Here is a 20,564-nt window from a genome sequence, read left to right as displayed (position 1 = left end):
TGATTGAAGGCCGTAATATTCTGTATTATGCCATGGAACCAATTCCGCCTGTGCCTCCTATTCTAACACTTTATGGTGTTCCGGCTACCCCTCCCTGCCTATCCGGTTCATTCTCCGTATCGGTTACTGTCACAGACGGAGAAATGAATAATGGAAATAGCTTTGCAGTCCAATTGTCGGACGCTACAGGTTCCTTTAGCGCCGGAACAACGATTGGCACGGGTAGTACAAGTCCAATACTAGCTACTTTACCCTCGGGCTTACCTCCGGGAAATAATTACCGTATACGGGTGATCGGTAGTAATCCGGCCGTAGTCAGCATGCCTGGTGCTCCCCTGCTTATTTGTTCTGATGCCGCTGACTTATCGCTGTCTATGCAGCTCGATAATCGCGTACCCGCTGTTGGTCAGGTCGTTTCTCTCACTTTGTCACTGACAAATTCCGGCCCACAGGCTGCAGCGGGCGTACGCCTTCAAAGCCTCCTCCCTCCAGCTATCACCTTTGTTGATTCGCCCAATTCCGCCGTTAGTGTGCTGGAAAGTGCAGTAACCATCGAGGCAGGTACTGTTTCTGCAGGGACAACTATTCCTTACATTTTTCGGCTAAAAGCGACTCAGTCCGGCACGTTTGCCACAGCCGCCCAGATCATTGGCAGTCAGACCTCTGACCCCGACAGCCAGCCCAACTCAGGTACAGGCGATGGGCAGGACGATGCCAGTCTGGTCGACCTGCGAACCGCCGATGCAACTGGGCCGTTAGTCACATCACCGAATCCAAATCAGACGCCCCTTCCAGCGGTACTATCAAATCAGCCACCAACCGATCCGACAAAAGCTGATTTAAGCCTTTCTATGCGTACGAGTAATTTAACCGTATCGGCAAATGGACTTGTTAGTCTGACAGTTACCGTCGTTAATCGAGGAGGACTCGTAGCCAGTAACACAGCCATTCAGGTTCTATTACCTACAGGTTGGCAAGTAACCAATACGACTGGCTTAACTATTAATGGTCAGACGATTACGGCATCCATAGGCGAAATAGCAGCCGGCAATTCGGTCAGCATTGTCCTGCCTGTTCAGGTAAGTGGAACTGGCACGATAACCGCTCAGATTTTAAGCGTCACGGAAGCCGATCCAGACTCTACACCCGGAAATGGGTACGAAAATGGCGAAGACGATGAAGCCCGCATCCATATTCGAACTAATGGTTAGCTCCGGCCGACAAAACACGGATCATACACGAACAGCAAATTTTAATTTTTAGGATAAGCAGTTCGTGTAGCGGCTCATAATACCGTCGGTTCCCATTTGTGTTTAAGCGGTATTGTCACATCAGGAAATGGTAGCTATATTGCTTTTCGAAAATTTTACACGAGTTGCGTTTGCAAAATAGATGAGCTTTTTTTCAATCCAGCGCAATTTTAGCGAGCCAAAATCTGTTGGATTAAAGCAATAGATTTTGGTTTGCATAGCGTTCGACACCATGGAAGCAACAACGTTAGTACCTGCCGAAAAACAACGATATCAAAAGCATCTGAACCTACCAGAAATGGGTATGGCAGGCCAGCTTAGGCTCAAAAACAGCCGGGTTTTGGTCGTTGGTGCGGGAGGGCTGGGCTGCCCTGTACTACTTTATCTGACAGCGGCTGGCGTTGGCACTATCGGCGTTATCGATCCCGATGTAGTAGACCTCAGCAATCTTCAGCGGCAAGTACTCTACACGACCGATGAAGTTGGCAAACCAAAAGCTAAAATCGCCGTTAGCCATCTTAATCGGCTCAATCCCGATATTTCTTTCGATACCTATACAGCGGCTCTTGAGATCAATAATGCCAGAGGTATTATTGAAGGCTACGATATCGTTGTTGACTGCACCGATAATTTTAAGGTTCGGTATCTTGTTAACGATATATGCGTAACACTGGGCAAACCATTCGTTTATGGGGCGATTCATCGCTTCGAAGGGCAGGTAGCTGTACTCAATGCCGATCTGGGCAATGGGCAACGCGGCCCAACGTATCGGTGCCTGTTTCCCGAATACCCCAACGACATTGAGATTCCTAACTGCAACGATACAGGTGTGCTCGGAGTACTGCCAGGTGTTATTGGAACGTATCAGGCAAATGAAGTAATTAAACTTATTACGGGCATAGGGCAATCGCTAAGCGAACACCTGCTGATGGTCGATCTGCTGACAATGAATCAACAGCGGATCAAAACCAAACGCCGGGCCGACGCTGACGACCTTGCCCGACAGGGTCTGGCATCTGGATACCGACCAACGCCCGCCGTTGCGACCGGCCCACAGAAAATCACAGCTCATGAATTAGCCGAACGGCTTGCACTGGGCGAGGATATATTTTTACTGGATGTCCGCGAACGACCCGAATATGATCTCTGTCACCTCGAAGGGTCAATACTTATCCCGGTTGGCATGATTCCCAATAACCGAAAACGCATTCCTACCGATCGGCCCGTTGTAGTGTATTGTCATCATGGAATCCGCTCGGCCAATGTCATCAACTACCTCTATGCACAGGGCGGATTAACGAATCTGTATAACCTTGAGGGCGGTATTAATGCCTGGGCACGGGATATTGAGCCTGAAATGGCAATTTATTAATGCTCAGTCAAGGTACAAAAACTAATGCCATAGCGCTAGGCTATGGCATTAGTTTTTGTACCTCAGGTTACAAGTTGAGCCGGAACCAACCCCTAACTACGGTTGTTTCGTGAGTGCCGTTGGTAAGCGTCGGTATTTGTCGCCCCAACCGGCATTACCTTACCAATCATGTTTATCAACGTCCTTAAATCCAAACTCCATCGCGTTAAAGTCACGCAGGCGGAGTTAAATTATGTCGGCAGTATCACTATTGATGAAGATCTTATGGATGCCGCCGGATTGTTCGAGAATGAGCAAGTACACATTGTCAATAACAATAACGGTGAGCGACTTATCACCTACGTGATTAAAGGCGAACGCGGTTCGGGAACGATCTGTCTGAATGGAGCCGCAGCGCGTAAAGCGCAGGTTGGCGATATCATTATCATTATTGCCTACGCGATGATGACGCCCGAGGAAGCAAAGTCCTACAAACCAACCGTAATCTTTCCGGATAATAATAACCGACTGGTGAAAGACTAGCCTTTTACGCACCGTTAACATCCATTTCCGTGAAACTCCGTTACTTTGTAACGGAGTTTTTCGTGTAACGCGGCCAAAAAGTCGCCCTGAATTTGCCATAAGCGCGGTCTTTGAGCCGCGTTACCATCCTATGAATCTCAAAAACGTACTAAAATACGCCATCTCATTAGCAATCGCTGGAGGATTACTCTGGTTTACATTTCAGCAAAGCCATCTTGATGTTGCTGATTTATGGCGCAAACTAAGCGCTGCCGATTTCCGATGGATACTCGTATCGGCGGTCCTGACGCTTGTAGCACACTGGAGCCGGGCCGAACGCTGGCGGACATTACTGGAACCCGTTGTTCCGCAACGACCAACTTCACTCGATGCAACGGTAAGCGTGCTGACCGGTTATTTAGCGAATATGGCCCTTCCGCGCGCTGGCGAGGTGGCTCGTTGTGGAACGCTCTATCGGCTTTCGGGCGTACCGGTCAATGTTAGTTTTGGCACTGTAGTCGCCGAACGTTTGTTCGATGTATTGATGCTCCTTCTCTTGCTGGCAGCCACATTCGTGCTTGAATTCGACCGGCTTAGTCAGTTCTTTATGGAATTTTTAGGCGGTAAGCTTCCCAAAGGATCAAGTGGTTCGAGTATCCTGATGCTGGCAGGGGCGGTACTGCTTGGGTTGGCTCTATTGGGCTGGTTTCTTTTTAATCGCTACCGGGAAGCACTCGGCAAACACCCGGTCTATCAGAAAGTAAGCGGATTTTTATCCGGTTTGCTCGAAGGATTATTGAGCGTTCGCAAATTACGCAGGCCAGGTGCTTTTTTATTTCACACATTGCTCATCTGGACGATGTACTACCTCATGTCGTACACGCTCTTCTTCGCCATGCCAGCCACGGCCAATCTTGGTCCGCTGGCTGGATTGACAATTTTAGTAGTCGGATCGCTTGGTATGGCAGCACCCACACCAGGAGGAATAGGCTCGTTTCACCTGCTAGTGGGTCAGGTTGCCCTACTCTATGACCTGACCAGTCAGGATGGGCAGGTGCTGGCCACGTTCATACATGGTGTTTCAACCCTAATGATTATTATTCTGGGTATCCTGAGCCTGCTGGTCGTACTGTTACGTCGTAACAAAATGACGGAAATAGCGGATGTTCTGGATGATCCTAAAGCGATAAAACTATAGTAGCGCGTTCGCGTAACATTTCTTTACATGACTGAAACTAAAATCCTCTCACGCGAACAGGCTATCCAACAGGCTGATCAATGGCGGGCAGCAGGGCAGAAAATCGTTTTCACGAACGGTTGCTTCGATATTGTTCACCTTGGCCATATTGATTATCTTGAGAAAGCCAGAAACCTGGGAGATCGCATGATTCTGGGGCTGAATACGGATGACTCCGTTAGTTGTATTAAAGGCCCATTGCGCCCGGTCGTCAACGAGTATGCCCGCGCCCGGTTGATGGCCGCCCTCGAATTTGTCGATGCCGTAACACTTTTTGGCGAGCCAACTCCGCTGGAACTGATCGAAGCCATTAAGCCAGACATTCTTGTTAAAGGCGATGATTATTCGGTTGCCAACATTGTTGGAGCCGACTTTGTGTTGGGCAGGGGTGGTCGTGTTGAAACGGTTGCTCTCGTGCCGGGCTATTCAACGACTAAACTCATAGAGCGTATCAAACAGAGTTTTTAGCCGAGCATATGCGAGTATTTTTTTTGCTCTATTCAAGAAAAATACTTAGCCTCTAAATTCTCATAATCCATTCACTATCAGTCAGGAACTGGCTTTTTGTCAGCTCCTTTTTTACATTAAAACAAACTTAATCTATATAACCAGTAGAAATTCACAAATAGATTTTTTATTTTAGTCCCACATTACCCCTACTCACCGACATACAATCTGCAAATCCGTAATTTTTGCTTGTATCACCTTGTAAACCAATCGTGAACGAATGTCTTTGTTACTGCGCCGAAATCGCCTTTGGGCATTAAGCCTTTTTTTCCTTTGTGTATGGCCTGCATCAGGTAAATCATCGGCAGAGAATACAGCCGACCAGATTTTGGGTCGCTGGCTATTTCCTGGACGAGGCTCAACGGTCGAACTGTACCGCGTGGGTGATCGCTACTTTGGCCGCATTTCTGAAGTCAGTCCAACGGGTAAACAACAGTTTGGTATTACCAAAAACCAACTCCTTATCAGCAATCTGGTATTCGACGGATCTGGCTGGTCGGGCGGGGAGTTGATTCACCCAAAAACAGGCAGCCATTTTAATATTGAAGTCAAAATGGTTGATTCACAAACATTAACCGCCACTGTATACAAAGGCTGGCGTTGGCTTCATAAAGAATATATCATGACGCGAAAGCCTTTATAAGTAAACGGCTACTGGCCACATACGTTATTTCTGTTCCTAAACCTTTGCAACAGCCAGCCGATAGTCGGCTGGCTGTTGGTATTTACAGCTTGCCAACGGGCCATAGACTTGATAAATGGTTGCAATTGTGGAGACATTTCGGCGAAACTATTGTTTTATAGGAGACGGACCGGTAAGTTACCCGTTCGTTTATGTATAAACCTAACCAAAAAACGATGATATCCCCTTGGTTGTTAATGATCCTTATCTTCGGTATCAGCCTTTTTGTGAGCTGGCGCCTGAAGAGTAAGTTTAATGAATATTCTCAGATTGGGTTAAGCAATGGCCTTAGCGGTGCCGAAATTGCACAGCGAATGCTTCAGGAAAATGGCATTTATGATGTGCGTGTCGTTTCAACGGAAGGTATGCTCACCGATAATTATAACCCACAGGAAAAGACTGTTAACCTGAGTAATGATGTCTATTATGGCCGCAGTGTGGCAGCCGCAGCGGTAGCCGCCCACGAATGCGGTCACGCAGTGCAACATAAACTCGCTTACGCTCCGTTGCAATTACGATCGGCGCTGGTTCCTGTTTTATCCGTTTCTTCGCGCTATTTGCAGTGGGTTATTCTGCTTGGCATTGTTATGCTCCAGACAACACCTGTTCCATTGGCCATCGGTGTTGGCTTATTTGCCCTCACAACGATATTCAGTTTTGTAACGCTACCCGTTGAGTTCGACGCCAGTCGCCGGGCGTTGGCCTGGATTCAGGATCGGGGCGTAGTCAACCAGCGTGAATATGGATTTGCCAAAGATGCGCTCTGGTGGGCAGCAATGACGTATGTTGTGGCCGCCTTAGGTTCGCTGGCAACCTTGCTCTATTACGCGAGCTTACTGTCGGGCGGTCGACGTAGCGACTAATCTTATCAGGTAACTAAGTATAAAGGGGATAATTGAGAACCATATGGATCTCAATTACCCCCTTTTTCATAAATTAACTCAGTAACTTACTTGCTATTCACCGGATCATCAACGCTTCATAGCCTGATTGAACCCGTTCTTCAGTCGGCGCCGAACGGTCAATTAACATCCCTGCAACCGCCACAGCAAGCGCTATAACAAGGGCGGGCCAGAAGCCAACGATGGTAAAACTGTCTAAAAAACTATCGATAAGTTTCAGTAAAATAGCCGTTACGATGATACGAATAATGCCAGTCAGGAGGAAGAAGGTTACTAAATTGAGTGGGAAACGAATAATCCAGCCGATAAAAAAATTAAGTAGCCCCAGCAATACAGCAATCAGCAGCGCTGTTCCAAAATTCTTCACATCGACCTGTGGCATGAGGTAAGCCAATCCAAAAATTACGGCCGCGTCTAACAGTAAATGCAATATAAGGTTCATAGATAAACGTTTAGATGGTTTTCTGAACAACTGTTTCCGGACAGGGTTGTTTCAAAGATCGTATCATCCCTAAGAGCATGTATCGTCTCTGGCTATTCTCCTTACTCTCCTTATTGGCTTGCAGACCTGGCTCTTCACAGCAGCAAACATCAGCTCAAACTGCCGATAGCACCCGCTATTACCAATACCAGCAAGCTACTCGCGATGGGATTGGCAAACGATATATGGGCCGGGAGATTGCGCAGGTTATGGGACATTTGGGTGCATCATGGCTCGAGCGGCCCGAGCGGGAACGGGAAGAACGCACCGATTTATTACTCAAGGCGCTCAATCTCAAACCAACTGATGTTGTTGCCGATATTGGGGCCGGAACGGGGTTCTTCACCTTTCTGATGGCTCCCGAATTACCGAAAGGCCGTGTGCTGGCGGTTGACATTCAACCCGAAATGATTCAATACCTGAAAGAAGGTAAAACGAAGCGAAACGTCAGTAACGTTCAGCCGGTGCTTGGTACGGAGTCAGACCCAAAATTACCCGCGAATGCCGTCGATCTGGTCATCATGATCGATGCGTACCACGAATTTTCGTACCCACGGGAGATGATGGACCACATTGCATCATCCTTAAAACCGCATGGGCGCGTTGTGCTGGTTGAATATCGCGCCGAAGATCCGAATGTGCCCATAAAAGCGCTCCACAAACTAAGTGTAGCCCAGGCCACCAAAGAAATGAAAGCAGTTGGTCTACGATTGCTAAAAAACGACAGCCGCCTACCCCAGCAACACATCATGTTTTTCGGGAAATGATGATTCTCTGCTTTCTCTATTTCTATCTCTTCCCTATACTATCCTTGCCATTGAGAGACGGTCAAGTTGCACATAAAAAAAACGATACCTCAGTCGCCTGACAGGGTCTAAAATGGCAAAAGTCCTGAGCCTGTTTGGAGACCAGACGTGGGGCTTTGAGCAAGTTCAATGTCTTATTATTAAATCAGTTAAAAATATGGGAAAGAAAATTTTTTCAAAGCTCTCTTTTTAGGCGACTACTAACTACGATTCTACTTCTAGTTGTTGTTTCTTGCTCAAAAGAACCAGGTGCACTGTTCAGGCCAAGCATTGACAAAGATCTTGGCGATCCTAATATTGATGTAGAAACCCGTGTTACTAATGCGGCTTATAACGTATATGAAATTACGTTGAGTACAGCGCTAGCTAGTTCGAGTAAAGAGTATATAGCAGCGACGATTATCCACGAAATGCTACATGTTTATCTTCCAGCTAATGATGGAGAAACAGATCATGAAATAATGGCGGAAAAATACGTTAAGCCAATGGCTTTTACGCTAAAAGCTGCTGGCTATGCACTGACTTATGATGATGCTATTGATTTGTCTTGGGGAGGGTTACAAAAAACGAAAGCTTGGAAGCAGCTGGTAGACATAGACCGGGTGTCAGGCACCAATGTGACAGATAAAATACTACAGACAAACGTTAACTATAAAAATAACACAGGTTATGGAGCTAGGTGTAACTAAGGTGTTTGTATTAATACTCATGCTGACGACTATCACTAATGCTGTAGGGCAGTCAGTAAAGGGAGTACAGACTCCTCCGATACTAAAGAGTGGGGAGCCTTTTTTAAAGTCTATTCGCTTAACATATACAGAGAAACCAAATATTTTCAGAACAGTCTCTATCAAGTTTAAAGTATCCTCTGAAGGGAATTTGGATACGTTAGTTGTTTCCGATAATACACCCTCAGAGTTTGCTATATCCATTCGAGAACAGCTAAACCGATTAAATGGACAGTGGAAGAGCCAGTATCTAAATGGGCATCCAGTTGCCAGCAAATGGGTAATAATCCGCTTCTACATTACGGGCTACAAAGAGGACTCCAATGAATGTTTGAATAAGCAAGAAGCTGACTTTATAGCTGCTTATAAAAGAGAAGCTGACTTATTTGATTGTTCAGTTGATCTAGAACATCCTATGAGATGTAAAACTGCATACCTAGAAGGATATGATTATTTTCTATATCCACCTTGGTTATCGAGAGTTGAACGTTAACCTGGATAAGTAAAGGCCTGTATTATTTCCTTATTGCGATCATATTTGCCATAAGGAAATAATACGTACTTCAATTGATTTATCTAATCGTTTATTTGCTTACCACTTTGTTTGGGAAAGGTGGAATTCACTCCACGAATGAACTACCCCCCGGTTATAGATTTTTTATTTCCACTTTGATTGTTTCAGGTCTATGTCGCCCTGCACCCTAAATCAATAAGGTGCCTTTAATTGCAAACCCATCGGACCTGCTCGGCGAATAACCTCATAATCAAAGGAATATTAATCACTTTTTAAGGAAAAACAGGCTAAACTCTAAGCCGGATTTAATTCCGAGTACTGCTTTCTGTGCGTCATTTGTAACACTACATTCTAGTGTTATGTCCATTCAAATCACCGGATCTAAATCTGGTTTATTGAATTGATCAGGCATCTAATCTGGTCTTTGCTGATTTTAGGCAGATGCGCATGAAACTTTTACTTATCGATAGCGAAGTATCCCAGGCCGACTGGATACGTCGGCGGCTGGAAATTGAGAACAATCAGGTTATGGTTAGCCCAGACTGGCATACGGGCTGGATGATGGCTCACCAGTCTCATTATGACATCGTACTGTTGGCCATGAACCTCCAGGACAGTGTCCAGTTAAGTTCATTTTATTTATGGGCTGTCGAAACGCACGATGTGCCGCTATTATTAATTATTTCTCCTGATACACCCGCCAACAAAGCGTGGGTTCTGGAATCAGGAGCGGATGATTGTGTTGGAAATTCGGTAGATATTCGCGAATTGATGGCCCGGTTGTATGCGCTTTATCGGCGAAAAGCCGGGCACTTTACAACACGATCAGAGCTCAGCATTGACGATCTTAACGTTAATTTATCCGAGAAATCAGTATTCCGGGCTGGCAAACGCATTAATTTACTCCCTCGTGAATATTATCTGCTGGTATTTCTGATGGAAAATAAGGGGCGTGTTATTTCCAAAAAAGAAATTCTTGAAACGGTATGGAATGCCGCCGATGCGATTCGCCCGAATACAGTTGAGGTATATATCAATTATCTGCGGAACAAAATCGACCGACCGTCAACCACGAAGCTTATTCATACCGTAGTTGGTATGGGTTATGTAATCCGGATTCCGGACGACGTGTAGTAAAATCGTTTACGGCTTTAGTAAATCGTAATTCCAGATCAGGCGAAAATCTGATCGTAAACGGCTGTACAATAAGTAAGCAAAGGTTCTATTGCGGCAGAAAACGCCTTACCTTTGCCGCATGAATACGATCCTGCATCAGCGCTTTAACACAATACCATCCCCCTGCTTCATCCTCGAAGAAGCAAAACTCCGCCGAAATCTGCAACTCATCGACTCTGTTCAGAAGGCCGCCGGTGTAACGATCATTCTTGCTCTGAAAGGCTTTTCCATGTACAGCGCGTTTCCGTTGGTACGCGAATACCTGAGTGGAGCCACGGCCAGTTCGCTCAATGAGATCAAGCTGGTGAACGATTACATGGGCGTACAGGCGCATACCTACATACCCGCTTATCGCGACGACGAATTCGATGAGGTTGTTGAACGAAGCAGCCATCTGACATTCAACTCGTGGAACCAATGGGAACGCTTCAAAGACCGGGCAATTGGCCGTGTTTCGTGCGGAATACGCGTTAATCCGCAATATTCGGAGGTGGCAACCGATATGTATAATCCGTGCGTACCGGGTTCCCGACTGGGTGCAACGCGCGACCAGCTCCCCGATCAATTACCCGAAGGACTGGAAGGTATTCATTTTCATACCCTTTGCGAAAATGACTCGTTTACCCTCGAACGCACCCTCGATGCACTTGAAAGCCGATTCGGCGATTTGCTTCATCAGGCAAAGTGGGTCAACTTCGGAGGTGGCCATCTTATGACTCGCGAAGGCTACGATACTAACCACCTGATTGGACTACTAACTGCTTTCCGGCAGAAATATAATGTTGACGTCCTGTTAGAGCCAGGCTCGGCCATCGCCTGGCAAACAGGAGTTCTGGTGTCAACTGTGCTCGATATCATCGATAGCCAGGGTATTCAGGTCGCTATTTTAGATACGTCGTTTGCGGCTCATATGCCTGATACGCTCGAAATGCCCTATAAGCCGCGTATTATTGATTCCTACCACGAGCCTGTTGCCGGTAAACCGACTTACAGACTGGGTGGAATGACCTGTCTGGCGGGTGATTTCATGGGTGATTACTCGTTTGACAAACCGCTGGAAATCGGCGATAATCTTGTCTTCGATGACATGATTCATTACACAATGGTGAAAACCACAACCTTTAACGGCGTGGGTTTACCAAGTATTGGCATCTGGAAAGAGAATGATCAGTTTCAGTTAGTACGCTCCTATGGTTACGATAGCTTTAAGGATCGGCTGAGTTGATCAGTTGAGACTTAAGCTAGTACCGTCACTCTCTGCAAACAAAAAACCTGCGCACAATATGGTCCGCAGGTTTTTATCAGACAGCTAAAGGTGTACTGCACAAGGCAATTACGGAAGTAAAACTACGCAACGTTTCCATTAACGGCAACGCAACGGTTCAGTTTATTTCTTCACGAACTCACGGTGGTAGGCCGCCTTGTACAGTTCTTCTTCTGGTAAACTCTTGAAATAGTCATACGTAATCCGTAATCCTTCTGCGCGAGACACTTTAGGCTCCCAGTCCAGAATTGCTTTTGCCTTGGTAATATCAGGCTGACGTTGTTTCGGGTCGTCCTTAGGCAAATCTTTTAATACGAGTTTCTGGGTCGTGCCGGTAAGCTTAATAATCTCTTCGCCGAACTCTTTAATAGTGATTTCCGATGGATTACCAATATTGACCGGATACGGATAGTCACTTAGCAACAGACGATAAATGCCTTCAACCAGATCGTCGACGTAACAGAACGAGCGCGTCTGGCTACCATCGCCGAAAACGGTTAGATCTTCACCCCGGAGTGCCTGACCAATGAAAGCAGGTAATACCCGACCGTCGTTCAGGCGCATCCGTGGACCGTAAGTATTGAAAATCCGGACAATGCGCGTCTCCAGTCCATGATAGGTATGGTAGGCCATCGTCATTGCCTCCTGGAATCGCTTCGCTTCGTCGTACACACCACGCGGCCCTACCGGGTTCACATTGCCCCAATATTCTTCGTTTTGTGGGTGAACCGTTGGATCTCCATACACTTCCGATGTTGATGCGATCAGCACACGCGCCCCTTTTACCCGCGCCAGGCCCAGGCAATTATGGATTCCCAGTGAACCTACTTTCAGAGTCTGAATCGGAATCTTGAGGTAATCGATCGGGCTGGCTGGCGAAGCAAAATGCAGGATATAATCCAACTCACCGGGAACGTGAATGAATTTGGATACATCGTGGTGGTAGAACTCAAAATTCGGCAGGTGGAACAGGTGTTCGATGTTACGAATGTCGCCGGTAATAAGGTTGTCCATCGCGATGACATGATAGCCTTCCTTGATGAACCGATCACACAAATGCGATCCTAAAAATCCGGCTCCGCCGGTAATTAAAACACGCTTCATTCAATATAGGGTTTGTGGTAAATTAAACACAGAGACACAAAGTTACAGCGTTTTATGGCTGTGCTCTTTGTGTCTCTGTGTTTAAAACTACGCTTTTTGTTCGACAGGGGCCAGAACGGCTTCCCGGCCAACGCTAATGTATGTATAGTTCAACTCGCGCATTTGATCGAGCTCATAGACGTTACGACCGTCAAAGATAACCTTGTTCTTCAACAGCAGATTCATCTTATCGAAGTCTGGTGTGCGGAACAGTGGCCATTCAGTAATGATCACAAGTGCGTCGGCATCGTCTAATGCGGCATATTGTGTATGTGCATACGAAACGGCATTACCAATCTGGTTACGCACGTTTTCCATCGCTTCGGGGTCATATACCGTTACTTTAGCACCTGCCTCTATCAGAGCTTTGATGTTATCCAAAGCTGGTGCTTCGCGGATATCATCGGTATAAGGCTTAAAGGCAAGTCCCCAGACAGCAATGGTTTTTCCCGTCAGATCACCACCGAAGTAGTCTAAAATAAGGGGCATCAGTTTGGTTTTCTGCGTATAGTTAACTTCCATTACTGATTTCAATACTCTGAAATCATAGTCGAAATCCTGAGCAGTTTTCGCCAGTGCCTGCACATCTTTGGGGAAACAGCTTCCGCCGTATCCAATCCCGGCAAACAGGAACCGCTTTCCGATCCGGCTATCGGTACCAATGCCGCGACGAATATCATCTACGTTAGCTCCAGCCCGTTCACAAAGATTGGCAATCTCGTTCATGAACGTGATTTTCGTAGCCAGAAACGCGTTGGCAGCATATTTGGTCATTTCAGCCGAACGCTCGTCCATGAAAATAATGGGGTTCCCCTGACGTACCAGTGGTGCGTAAAGTCGGTTCATAACGCCTTTCGCCCGATCTGACTTTGTACCGATCACGACCCGATCAGGTTTCATGAAATCTTCAACAGCTACACCTTCGCGCAAAAACTCAGGGTTAGACACTACGTCGAAATCTACCTTCGCATTATCGGCAATGTGAGCGTGCACTTTTTCGGCAGTACCGACTGGAACTGTACTCTTATCGACAATAACCGCGTATTGACTCAGAATAGGCCCCAGATCACTGGCTACCTTCAAAATATATTTCAGGTCAGCAGAGCCATCTTCACCAGGAGGAGTTGGCAGTGCCAGAAAGATTACTTCAGCCCCTTTGATTCCTTCTTCCAGATCCGTCGTAAACGACAAACGTCCCTGCTCTACATTCCGATGGAAGAGTACATCCAGGCCAGGCTCATAAATCGGCATAATGCCGTTATTAAGCTTTTCTACTTTGCGTTCGTCGATATCAACGCATGTTACCTGGTTACCGGTCTCAGCGAAACAAGTCCCCGTGACAAGGCCTACATATCCAGTTCCTACAACTGCCAGTTTCATATAAAAATGTCAAAGTAAAATTTGCGAACGATTACGGTATATATTACGGACGTTCAAGTTGGCCCGATGTCACAAAAATAGGAGTTTTTTAATAACTGCCTAGCCCTAACGTGTAATTATGACTTATCGGTAAACAATTCGTCACCTACCAAATGCACTGAACATTAACCCTGTTAACCTCGTAACAAATATACGATTTAACTTTATTATAACTCAAAAAATTTAAAAATAGCAAATTTGGTAACATAATAAACTATGGACCTTATTTTGCTAGTTAATATTGCCTAGGAAGTGTCCAGTAAAAAACCATTGGAGTTTCAATAGAATTTAGCGATATTTCTATTCGATCACTTCATCGAGTTACACCCTTATATGACTAACGAAATTGTAGAAAATCAAGAATTAATAGCCCAATCGGTTCGGGATTTGAGTGAACGTTTAATTCGCCCAAACGTGCGCCAATGGGATGAAGAGCAACATTTCCCCGCCAGCTTATTTAAACAGTTGGGCGATCAGGGCCTTATGGGAATGCTGGTACCCACAGACTATGGCGGTACGGGTTTAGGTTATCGCGAATATGTAACAGCTATTGTGGAGCTTTCCCGCGTAGATGGTGCCGTAGGGCTGTCTATGGCGGCCCATAATTCGTTGTGCACAAACCATATTTTATTATTCGGCAACGAAAATCAGAAACAAACATACCTTCCCCGGTTAGCAACTGCCGAGTGGATCGGCGCGTGGGGTCTGACGGAGCCCAATACAGGTTCTGATGCAGGGAATATGCGCACAACGGCTATTCGTCAGGGCGACGGCTGGATTCTGAATGGAGCCAAGAATTTTATAACGCATGGCAAAAGTGGAAACGTTGCGGTAGTGATCGCCCGAACGGGTGAACCAAACAAACCACACAATGCTACTGCGTTCGTCGTTGAACGGGATACGCCTGGTTTTATGGGCGGTCGAAAAGAAGATAAGATGGGAATGCGGGCTTCAGAAACAGCCGAAATGCTGTTTCAGGACTGTTACATTCCCGACAGTCAGCGGCTAGGCGCGGTAGGCGACGGCTTTATCCAGTCATTAAAGGTTCTGGATGGCGGTCGTATTTCAATTGCCGCATTAAGTTTGGGAATAGCCTATGGTGCCTACGATGCTGCTTTAGCCTATGCCAAAGAGCGGGAACAATTCGGGCAGCCCATTGCTAATTTTCAAGGTATCAGCTTTAAACTGGCCGATATGGCCACCGATATTGAAGCGGCAAAGTTATTGACCTATCAGGCTGCCGATTTGAAAGATGCCGGAAAACCCGTAACGAAAGAATCGGCGATGGCTAAACTTTTTGCTTCAGAAACCGCCGTTCGGGTGGCTAATGAAGCAGTCCAGATTTTTGGTGGTTATGGCTATACAAAGGATTTTCCGGCGGAGAAGTTTTACCGGGATGCCAAGCTTTGTACAATTGGAGAAGGAACGAGCGAAATCCAGAAAGTAGTCATTTCGCGACAGATACTTAAATAAGTTGAACCGCACAGGATGGCCTGTGCGGTTCAACTTATTTATACGGTTCGGCGTGAGCCTTTAATTAGAGCAGCAATACCCAGAATGATGACGGCACCAACGAATGATGTTAGAATCTGATCTACTACACCACCAGCTCTACCAAATATCCATCCCCCTACGAAACCACCGGCAATACCCAGCAGGATTTCAACGACGAGCGAAAACGAAAAGCGCTTAAATACAAGATCGGCGAGCCATCCGGCAACCGCACCTACCAAGATTGAAACTAAGATTCCCATGATTATTAACTGTTGAGTGAAAAATCTATTACAAAAACAGATACATAACAGCCTCACACAGGACATTGTTTAAGGATGAATACCAATTACGGCCAACATTCGTCCGGTTTGCCCTTGTTCGGCGCGATATGAAAAATAATCATCGTTATTGAGCACCGTTGAAAAAGGCGATACGCCAATTTGAGCCAATGGAATTCCGAAATCAACGAGTTGCTGCCTGTTAGCAGCTTTGAGATCGATACAATCTTTTAACGTACCGGAATCTTTCTGCTTATAGGCCGGAGCAAACTGTTCGGCTACTTCAGGACCAACCTCAAATGAGTTTTCGTCGATACAGGTCCCGATATAGGCATAGCATTGATCGGCTGCTGTTCCAAACTGTTGTTGCATCGCAGCAAGTGTTTTAGTAACGATTTCGCCTGCTGTTCCGCGCCAGCCTGCATGAATGGCAGCCACGGCCTGGTTCACTTTGTCATAAATTAAGATTGGAACACAATCGGCAACCGTGACGCCGACAAATAAATCGGGTATATCGGTTATGAGCGCATCATAACCATCAAAACGGCCACCTTTGGTAGCGTACATTATAGCCGTTCCGTGAACCTGATGCGACGATGCAAAGTGGCTTTCTGATTCCTCTAAACCTAGAGCCCTGAAGAAACGACGGCGATTTTCAGTCACATTACCCGGTTCGTCTGATGTGTTTATACCCAGATTGAGCGATGAAAACGGAGCAGGACTGACCCCTCCATGTCGGGTACTTTCAGCTGCGGTTAACTGGTTAAAGTCAGAAAATATGGCAGGAATGCGATAAAGGGACATTATACGGATGGATGTTTCAGGCGTTGCAACGTCATTGTCCAGAACAAAATTGCGATCAAATCCCCATCTATCCTAAATACCGTTTCCTCAATCGCCCCTATTTTTCCGCCATTCATCAAGTCGGCAAACCGCTCCGGTAGTTTGTAATGCATAGTACCATCTATCGCCTATACCTTTGGATCATCAATCGGGAATAACCCGGCTAGATTTAAAAACGGAAACAAAAAAACTAACATATCATGAAAACGTTCATCAAACCTCTGCTCCTTACTCTTTCACTGGGTATTCTTACATCATTGACTTCTTTTTCTGAAGCTAAACCAATCGGTCGCCCAACTGGTGCTGTAGCTTACAAAGCGGGTGTTTACACAACCGTTAACGGCAAACTGAACATTGCTCTCGACAAAGAAACCGGCGGCACTGTCGACATTCGCCTGAAAAATGCTCAGGGTGCAGTTTTGTACAGTCAGCACCTGAATAAGAACGAAAGCCAGTACCGCACTCGCCTGAATCTGAGCGACCTTCCAGATGGCGTGTATCAGGTAGAAATCACGAACGGTGTTGAAACCACAACGCACAACATTACCCTCTCGACTCAACAGCCTAGCACACCAAGCCGAGTAGTTGCCTTAAACTAACAACTAAGATTCATTTTTGGACAAGACCTCAACTGGCTACCAGCTGAGGTCTTGTCATTTTCGATCCATCCATTAAGCGTCTAGAACAGGCTATCACTTTCAATCATAGCAATCGATAAGCCACTGGTTTAGTGGATGTGGCATAGCCACTGTACCGTTTTAACCATAGGAATTAGTGCTTCTTTGCCAATAATATAAACGCTTAAGCCCAGTACAGACCATCCAAAAAGCATTCGGGTTCTGCGACCCGAAACAAATCTCGATACATACGAACCTACCAGAATGCCCAGTACAGCTAAGCTGGTAAAAACCAACAGAAATGGCCAGTTAAACCGCTCAATTGTCGTGTCGCTCAGAAAACCGGTAAATGAATTGACAGCAATAATTAACAATGACGTACCAACTGCTTTTTTCATTGGCAATCGCATCAGTATTACTAAAGCTGGTATAATCAAAAAGCCACCGCCAATACCTGCCAGTCCAGTCAGACTACCTGCCAGTAAACCGGTCAGGATCGTTAATGAGTCGCGATATTGGGGTAAGACTGCTCCGCTATTTTCCTGGCTTCTTTCTCCTTTGATCATCGAAAAAGAAGCGACCAGCATGATCAAGGCAAAAAAAAGCAGAAAGGCGAGTGCTTTACTCAGTTGAAATGATTCGTGGACAAAAACTGGGTCAGGAATAGTCGGTATAACGTATCGACGGATCAGAAATACGACGCCAGATGAGGGAATCGAAAACAGCAGGGCTATTCGGTAGTGAATTTGTTCGTGGATGTAATTAATTGTCCCTATGATCGCGGCTGTGCCTACTACAAACAGCGAATAAGCCGTTGAAAGTACTGGATCAATGCCCAATAAATACACGAGCACGGGTATGGTTAACATACTTCCCCCTCCTCCCATAAGGCCCAGGCAAAAACCGATCAGCACCGAACAAAAGAAGCCAAGTTCCTGCATGATTGTTATCGTTCATCTTTTGTTTTCATTCGACTATTACTAACCACTTTTACATCAGCCAGCAAAAATGTAAGCACATCCTTTCTCCTGTGCCCGACCGAGCGCCCACACGCCAGAGGGAACGGGCTGAATGCCGGGCAACAGACCGGAGAGCCAGTCTTTTTTCACATCGTCTGGCTTTTGATTAATGCCCTGAGCAACAGCCGCACTGTAAACAGACATTGCTGCTTCGCAGACGCAGAACTTCACACCACTGGCTTGCAGTTCGTTGATACCAATCGCTACATTTCCTATTCCCGGAAATTTATAGTCACCTGCCTTAGGTTTCCAAAACGGATTACGAGTTGCGGGCTTATTAGTAGCCGGATCGTCGGCTTTGAAAACGTCGCCAAATTTGTATTTCTCCCATAAACGGTCTTCAAATGCATACGGAATCGCATCATGACGGAGCACAACTACAACACTATTTTCTGCTTCAGGAGTGCCCGTAGCCCCATTTGTCATTAAAAACACCCGAGGCCATGCAAAGGGGAAAAGGCCATGGGGCCGAGTGGCATCAAAAACGACCTTGTGTTTCCCCTTAATGTCGTTAAACCAGGTATCGGCGCTTTCTACACTATTTTCCAGAACAGGTTCGAGTCCTGCCTGCGCGGCCTGTGGATTAACGAACGTGGCCACGCTCAAAGCTGCTACCCCACTGGTCAGTGCGCCCAGAAATTCGCGACGGGGTGTCGATTGATTATCATTCATTGGTTTCATAAGAAAAGTGGTTATAGGTATGTGTAAGGAAAAAATTATGCATATTCTGTTTCAGCGGCCTGTGTAAAATTCAGGCAAGGCAATAGCCTGATGGCAAAGTGCATACCTTACCATTGGTAGTCTGAGTAGCGTATTTTGATACCAACCCTATTGAAAAATGATTCTCAGGCTTGGAGTAAACTGCCAGAAAGGTTCCTCTAAAAACTTAGTTGTTTTTGGCTCATATACCTTGTTGTTTATATGGGTTTAAGTCCATTCCCGGGCATGTTGTTGAGCATTATACGGGCTTAATATTTTGATTCACCCGAAACAGATTAGTAGGGTCGTATTTAGCCTTTACTGCCACCAATCGATCGTAGTTATCGCCATAGGTGGCCTTTACACGATCTTCACCTTCTTCCATCATAAAATTGATGTAAGCACCTCCGGCTCCGTATGGGTGTAAATCCTGCCAGTAATTTTTGGCCCAGCTGGTGATTAGTGAAGCGTTAGCCGGGTCAGGATCAACACCAACGATAACCATCGCCCAGGTTGCATCCCGATAATTCCAGGCAGTGTCCTGATTGCGGACCCGTGCAGCCGCCCCATTGATGGGATATAAATGCATGGTCGAGAGCATGGTTGGGAGTTGAGCGGCATGTTGACAATGAATATCGATTACCTCGTCGCTCAACTCATTCACATAATCAGCCTTCCAGTACCATTGCATTCCCGGTGGATAGAGCGGATCGAACAGGCCCTGTAATACGGGTACCGGCATTGGTCCGACCAGATCGAGCGCCGGGGTTTTCATCTGACGGATTGGGCCCAGTAGTTTATCAGCGTCTTCTGTTGGGCCACTATAACACCACAGAATACCACACATTTTTTTCAGATGAAGGTGTTCTGGAAATGGCGGGCCAGGGGGTACGGTCAGGAAGGCAAACCAGCCATTAATCTCATCAGGAGCATCTTTAATGTAGGAACGATACCACTGCATGATCTCTTTAGCATCTTCCAGTTCGTAAAGTATTGGTCCGGCCACGACCGTACTGATCGGATGGGCATGAAACAGAAAAGATGTAATAACTCCAAAATTGCCGCCACCGCCCCGAATAGCCCAGAATAAATCCTCATTTTCGCTGCCAGATGCCTTTACGACCCGGCCGTCGGCCAACACGACAGTAGCTTCCAGCAGATTATCGATAGTCAATCCGCAATGCCGGGTCAGATAACCAAGACCACCACCGAGCGTAAGTCCAGCGAGGCCCGTTGTTCCGTTAATACCCGTTGGCACTGCCAAGCCATATGGATGTGTTGCGGCATCCAAATCTTTCAACAAACAGCCACCTTCGGCCCAAACGGTCTGCTTTTCGGCATTAACCTCAATTCGTTTCATACCGGATAAATCAATGACCAGGCCATTATCACAGACGCCTAAGCCCGCTCCATTGTGTCCCCCTCCTTTGATCGCCAGCAACATGCTGGTTTCTCTGGCATAGTTAACCATCGCCACCACATCCTCAACCGTATCACATTGAGCAATTAAGGCTGGCTGCTTATCAATCATCCCATTATAAACCTGACGCGCCACCTGGTATTCCGGGTGCTGCGGATCAATGAGTTTCCCCTTCAATTGAGGAATAGCTACTGTTTCCATAATTAGAATAG

23 protein-coding genes are annotated in these 20,564 nt (G+C 46.4%); 14 read left to right on the top strand and 9 right to left on the bottom strand.

The window, feature by feature from the left end:
• Positions 1-32 precede the first annotated feature (32 nt).
• From G8759_RS35800 to G8759_RS08080, 7 genes are all read left to right on the top strand, one after another.
• Positions 33-1,211 carry a DUF11 domain-containing protein gene (locus G8759_RS35800; RefSeq protein ID WP_232074175.1) on the top strand — a complete coding sequence of 393 codons (1,179 nt, stop codon included), beginning with the start codon at positions 33-35 and terminating at the stop codon, positions 1,209-1,211.
• Positions 1,212-1,482: 271 nt separating this feature from the next.
• Positions 1,483-2,622, top strand: a complete 1,140-nt coding sequence (gene moeB / locus G8759_RS08105; RefSeq protein WP_167206839.1) for a molybdopterin-synthase adenylyltransferase MoeB — start codon at positions 1,483-1,485, stop codon at positions 2,620-2,622.
• A 168-nt stretch (positions 2,623-2,790) separates the two neighbouring features.
• Positions 2,791-3,144: an aspartate 1-decarboxylase gene (panD, locus tag G8759_RS08100; protein ID WP_167206837.1), complete on the top strand. Its 354-nt coding sequence runs from the start codon at positions 2,791-2,793 to the stop codon at positions 3,142-3,144.
• Positions 3,145-3,274: 130 nt separating this feature from the next.
• Complete coding sequence (locus tag G8759_RS08095) at positions 3,275-4,321, top strand: lysylphosphatidylglycerol synthase transmembrane domain-containing protein (protein ID WP_167206835.1); 1,047 nt, start codon at positions 3,275-3,277, stop codon at positions 4,319-4,321.
• A gap of 27 nt (positions 4,322-4,348) precedes the next feature.
• Positions 4,349-4,828 carry a D-glycero-beta-D-manno-heptose 1-phosphate adenylyltransferase gene (gene rfaE2 / locus G8759_RS08090; RefSeq protein WP_167206833.1) on the top strand — a complete coding sequence of 160 codons (480 nt, stop codon included), beginning with the start codon at positions 4,349-4,351 and terminating at the stop codon, positions 4,826-4,828.
• A gap of 259 nt (positions 4,829-5,087) precedes the next feature.
• On the top strand, positions 5,088-5,510 hold the full coding sequence (locus G8759_RS08085) for a DUF2147 domain-containing protein (RefSeq protein ID WP_167206831.1): 423 nt from the start codon (positions 5,088-5,090) through the stop codon (positions 5,508-5,510).
• 236 nt (positions 5,511-5,746) lie between these two features.
• Complete coding sequence (locus G8759_RS08080; protein ID WP_167206829.1) at positions 5,747-6,412, top strand: zinc metallopeptidase; 666 nt, start codon at positions 5,747-5,749, stop codon at positions 6,410-6,412.
• 97 nt (positions 6,413-6,509) lie between these two features.
• Here the strand turns inward: G8759_RS08080 and G8759_RS08075 are convergent, their stop codons facing one another.
• Positions 6,510-6,893: a phage holin family protein gene (locus G8759_RS08075; protein ID WP_167206827.1), complete on the bottom strand. Its 384-nt coding sequence runs from the start codon at positions 6,891-6,893 to the stop codon at positions 6,510-6,512.
• Between the two features lie 77 nt (positions 6,894-6,970).
• Here G8759_RS08075 and G8759_RS08070 point away from each other — a divergent pair, with 77 nt between their 5' ends.
• From G8759_RS08070 to nspC, 5 genes are all read left to right on the top strand, one after another.
• Complete coding sequence (locus G8759_RS08070) at positions 6,971-7,699, top strand: class I SAM-dependent methyltransferase (RefSeq protein ID WP_167206825.1); 729 nt, start codon at positions 6,971-6,973, stop codon at positions 7,697-7,699.
• 155 nt (positions 7,700-7,854) lie between these two features.
• Complete coding sequence (locus G8759_RS08065) at positions 7,855-8,427, top strand: hypothetical protein (protein ID WP_167206822.1); 573 nt, start codon at positions 7,855-7,857, stop codon at positions 8,425-8,427.
• Complete coding sequence (locus G8759_RS08060; protein WP_167206820.1) at positions 8,408-8,959, top strand: hypothetical protein; 552 nt, start codon at positions 8,408-8,410, stop codon at positions 8,957-8,959. Before G8759_RS08065 ends, G8759_RS08060 begins: the two co-directional genes overlap by 20 nt.
• Positions 8,960-9,427: 468 nt before the next feature.
• Complete coding sequence (locus G8759_RS08055) at positions 9,428-10,114, top strand: response regulator transcription factor (RefSeq protein ID WP_167206818.1); 687 nt, start codon at positions 9,428-9,430, stop codon at positions 10,112-10,114.
• Positions 10,115-10,235: 121 nt separating this feature from the next.
• Positions 10,236-11,381, top strand: coding sequence for a carboxynorspermidine decarboxylase (gene nspC, locus G8759_RS08050; protein ID WP_167206816.1), 1,146 nt, complete (start codon positions 10,236-10,238; stop codon positions 11,379-11,381).
• A 162-nt stretch (positions 11,382-11,543) separates the two neighbouring features.
• On the opposite strand, the gene G8759_RS08045 is transcribed toward nspC, so the two are convergent.
• Positions 11,544-12,524, bottom strand: coding sequence for a UDP-glucuronic acid decarboxylase family protein (locus G8759_RS08045; RefSeq protein WP_167206814.1), 981 nt, complete (start codon positions 12,522-12,524; stop codon positions 11,544-11,546).
• A gap of 87 nt (positions 12,525-12,611) precedes the next feature.
• Complete coding sequence (locus tag G8759_RS08040) at positions 12,612-13,943, bottom strand: UDP-glucose dehydrogenase family protein (protein ID WP_167206812.1); 1,332 nt, start codon at positions 13,941-13,943, stop codon at positions 12,612-12,614.
• A gap of 372 nt (positions 13,944-14,315) precedes the next feature.
• Between G8759_RS08040 and G8759_RS08035 the strand changes: the two genes are divergently transcribed.
• Positions 14,316-15,455 carry an acyl-CoA dehydrogenase family protein gene (locus tag G8759_RS08035; RefSeq protein ID WP_167206810.1) on the top strand — a complete coding sequence of 380 codons (1,140 nt, stop codon included), beginning with the start codon at positions 14,316-14,318 and terminating at the stop codon, positions 15,453-15,455.
• Positions 15,456-15,493: 38 nt separating this feature from the next.
• Here the strand turns inward: G8759_RS08035 and G8759_RS08030 are convergent, their stop codons facing one another.
• From G8759_RS08030 to G8759_RS08020, 3 genes are all read right to left on the bottom strand, one after another.
• Complete coding sequence (locus G8759_RS08030) at positions 15,494-15,736, bottom strand: GlsB/YeaQ/YmgE family stress response membrane protein (protein WP_167206808.1); 243 nt, start codon at positions 15,734-15,736, stop codon at positions 15,494-15,496.
• Positions 15,737-15,805: 69 nt separating this feature from the next.
• Complete coding sequence (gene pgeF / locus G8759_RS08025) at positions 15,806-16,558, bottom strand: peptidoglycan editing factor PgeF (RefSeq protein ID WP_167206806.1); 753 nt, start codon at positions 16,556-16,558, stop codon at positions 15,806-15,808.
• Positions 16,558-16,710 carry a hypothetical protein gene (locus G8759_RS08020; RefSeq protein ID WP_167206804.1) on the bottom strand — a complete coding sequence of 51 codons (153 nt, stop codon included), beginning with the start codon at positions 16,708-16,710 and terminating at the stop codon, positions 16,558-16,560. The genes pgeF and G8759_RS08020 overlap by 1 nt, the downstream gene beginning before the upstream one ends.
• A gap of 87 nt (positions 16,711-16,797) precedes the next feature.
• Here G8759_RS08020 and G8759_RS08015 point away from each other — a divergent pair, with 87 nt between their 5' ends.
• On the top strand, positions 16,798-17,196 hold the full coding sequence (locus G8759_RS08015) for a T9SS type A sorting domain-containing protein (protein WP_167206802.1): 399 nt from the start codon (positions 16,798-16,800) through the stop codon (positions 17,194-17,196).
• Positions 17,197-17,324: 128 nt separating this feature from the next.
• Here the strand turns inward: G8759_RS08015 and G8759_RS08010 are convergent, their stop codons facing one another.
• The 3 genes from G8759_RS08010 to G8759_RS08000 all read right to left on the bottom strand — a co-directional run bounded on the left by G8759_RS08010 (position 17,325) and on the right by G8759_RS08000 (position 20,553).
• Positions 17,325-18,155, bottom strand: a complete 831-nt coding sequence (locus G8759_RS08010) for a sulfite exporter TauE/SafE family protein (RefSeq protein ID WP_167206800.1) — start codon at positions 18,153-18,155, stop codon at positions 17,325-17,327.
• A gap of 54 nt (positions 18,156-18,209) precedes the next feature.
• Complete coding sequence (locus G8759_RS08005) at positions 18,210-18,914, bottom strand: hypothetical protein (protein ID WP_167206798.1); 705 nt, start codon at positions 18,912-18,914, stop codon at positions 18,210-18,212.
• Positions 18,915-19,191: 277 nt separating this feature from the next.
• Positions 19,192-20,553 (bottom strand): FAD-binding oxidoreductase, encoded by a 1,362-nt coding sequence (locus tag G8759_RS08000; protein ID WP_167206796.1) that lies wholly within the window; start codon positions 20,551-20,553, stop codon positions 19,192-19,194.
• Positions 20,554-20,564 lie beyond the last annotated feature (11 nt).

The sequence above is a fragment of the Spirosoma aureum genome, from assembly GCF_011604685.1.
GTDB classification, from domain to species: domain Bacteria; phylum Bacteroidota; class Bacteroidia; order Cytophagales; family Spirosomataceae; genus Spirosoma; species Spirosoma aureum.
This window is presented reverse-complemented; position numbering and strand designations above follow the sequence as displayed.

Coding starts and splice junctions, on each gene's coding strand:
- G8759_RS35800 (WP_232074175.1), top strand. CDS start 33: ATGGAACCAATTCCGCCTGTGCCTCCTATTCTAACACTTTATGGTGTT.
- moeB (WP_167206839.1), top strand. CDS start 1,483: ATGGAAGCAACAACGTTAGTACCTGCCGAAAAACAACGATATCAAAAG.
- panD (WP_167206837.1), top strand. CDS start 2,791: ATGTTTATCAACGTCCTTAAATCCAAACTCCATCGCGTTAAAGTCACG.
- G8759_RS08095 (WP_167206835.1), top strand. CDS start 3,275: ATGAATCTCAAAAACGTACTAAAATACGCCATCTCATTAGCAATCGCT.
- rfaE2 (WP_167206833.1), top strand. CDS start 4,349: ATGACTGAAACTAAAATCCTCTCACGCGAACAGGCTATCCAACAGGCT.
- G8759_RS08085 (WP_167206831.1), top strand. CDS start 5,088: ATGTCTTTGTTACTGCGCCGAAATCGCCTTTGGGCATTAAGCCTTTTT.
- G8759_RS08080 (WP_167206829.1), top strand. CDS start 5,747: ATGATCCTTATCTTCGGTATCAGCCTTTTTGTGAGCTGGCGCCTGAAG.
- G8759_RS08075 (WP_167206827.1), bottom strand. CDS start 6,893: ATGAACCTTATATTGCATTTACTGTTAGACGCGGCCGTAATTTTTGGA.
- G8759_RS08070 (WP_167206825.1), top strand. CDS start 6,971: ATGTATCGTCTCTGGCTATTCTCCTTACTCTCCTTATTGGCTTGCAGA.
- G8759_RS08060 (WP_167206820.1), top strand. CDS start 8,408: ATGGAGCTAGGTGTAACTAAGGTGTTTGTATTAATACTCATGCTGACG.
- G8759_RS08055 (WP_167206818.1), top strand. CDS start 9,428: ATGAAACTTTTACTTATCGATAGCGAAGTATCCCAGGCCGACTGGATA.
- nspC (WP_167206816.1), top strand. CDS start 10,236: ATGAATACGATCCTGCATCAGCGCTTTAACACAATACCATCCCCCTGC.
- G8759_RS08045 (WP_167206814.1), bottom strand. CDS start 12,524: ATGAAGCGTGTTTTAATTACCGGCGGAGCCGGATTTTTAGGATCGCAT.
- G8759_RS08040 (WP_167206812.1), bottom strand. CDS start 13,943: ATGAAACTGGCAGTTGTAGGAACTGGATATGTAGGCCTTGTCACGGGG.
- G8759_RS08035 (WP_167206810.1), top strand. CDS start 14,316: ATGACTAACGAAATTGTAGAAAATCAAGAATTAATAGCCCAATCGGTT.
- G8759_RS08030 (WP_167206808.1), bottom strand. CDS start 15,736: ATGGGAATCTTAGTTTCAATCTTGGTAGGTGCGGTTGCCGGATGGCTC.
- pgeF (WP_167206806.1), bottom strand. CDS start 16,558: ATGTCCCTTTATCGCATTCCTGCCATATTTTCTGACTTTAACCAGTTA.
- G8759_RS08020 (WP_167206804.1), bottom strand. CDS start 16,710: ATGCATTACAAACTACCGGAGCGGTTTGCCGACTTGATGAATGGCGGA.
- G8759_RS08015 (WP_167206802.1), top strand. CDS start 16,798: ATGAAAACGTTCATCAAACCTCTGCTCCTTACTCTTTCACTGGGTATT.
- G8759_RS08010 (WP_167206800.1), bottom strand. CDS start 18,155: ATGCAGGAACTTGGCTTCTTTTGTTCGGTGCTGATCGGTTTTTGCCTG.
- G8759_RS08005 (WP_167206798.1), bottom strand. CDS start 18,914: ATGAAACCAATGAATGATAATCAATCGACACCCCGTCGCGAATTTCTG.
- G8759_RS08000 (WP_167206796.1), bottom strand. CDS start 20,553: ATGGAAACAGTAGCTATTCCTCAATTGAAGGGGAAACTCATTGATCCG.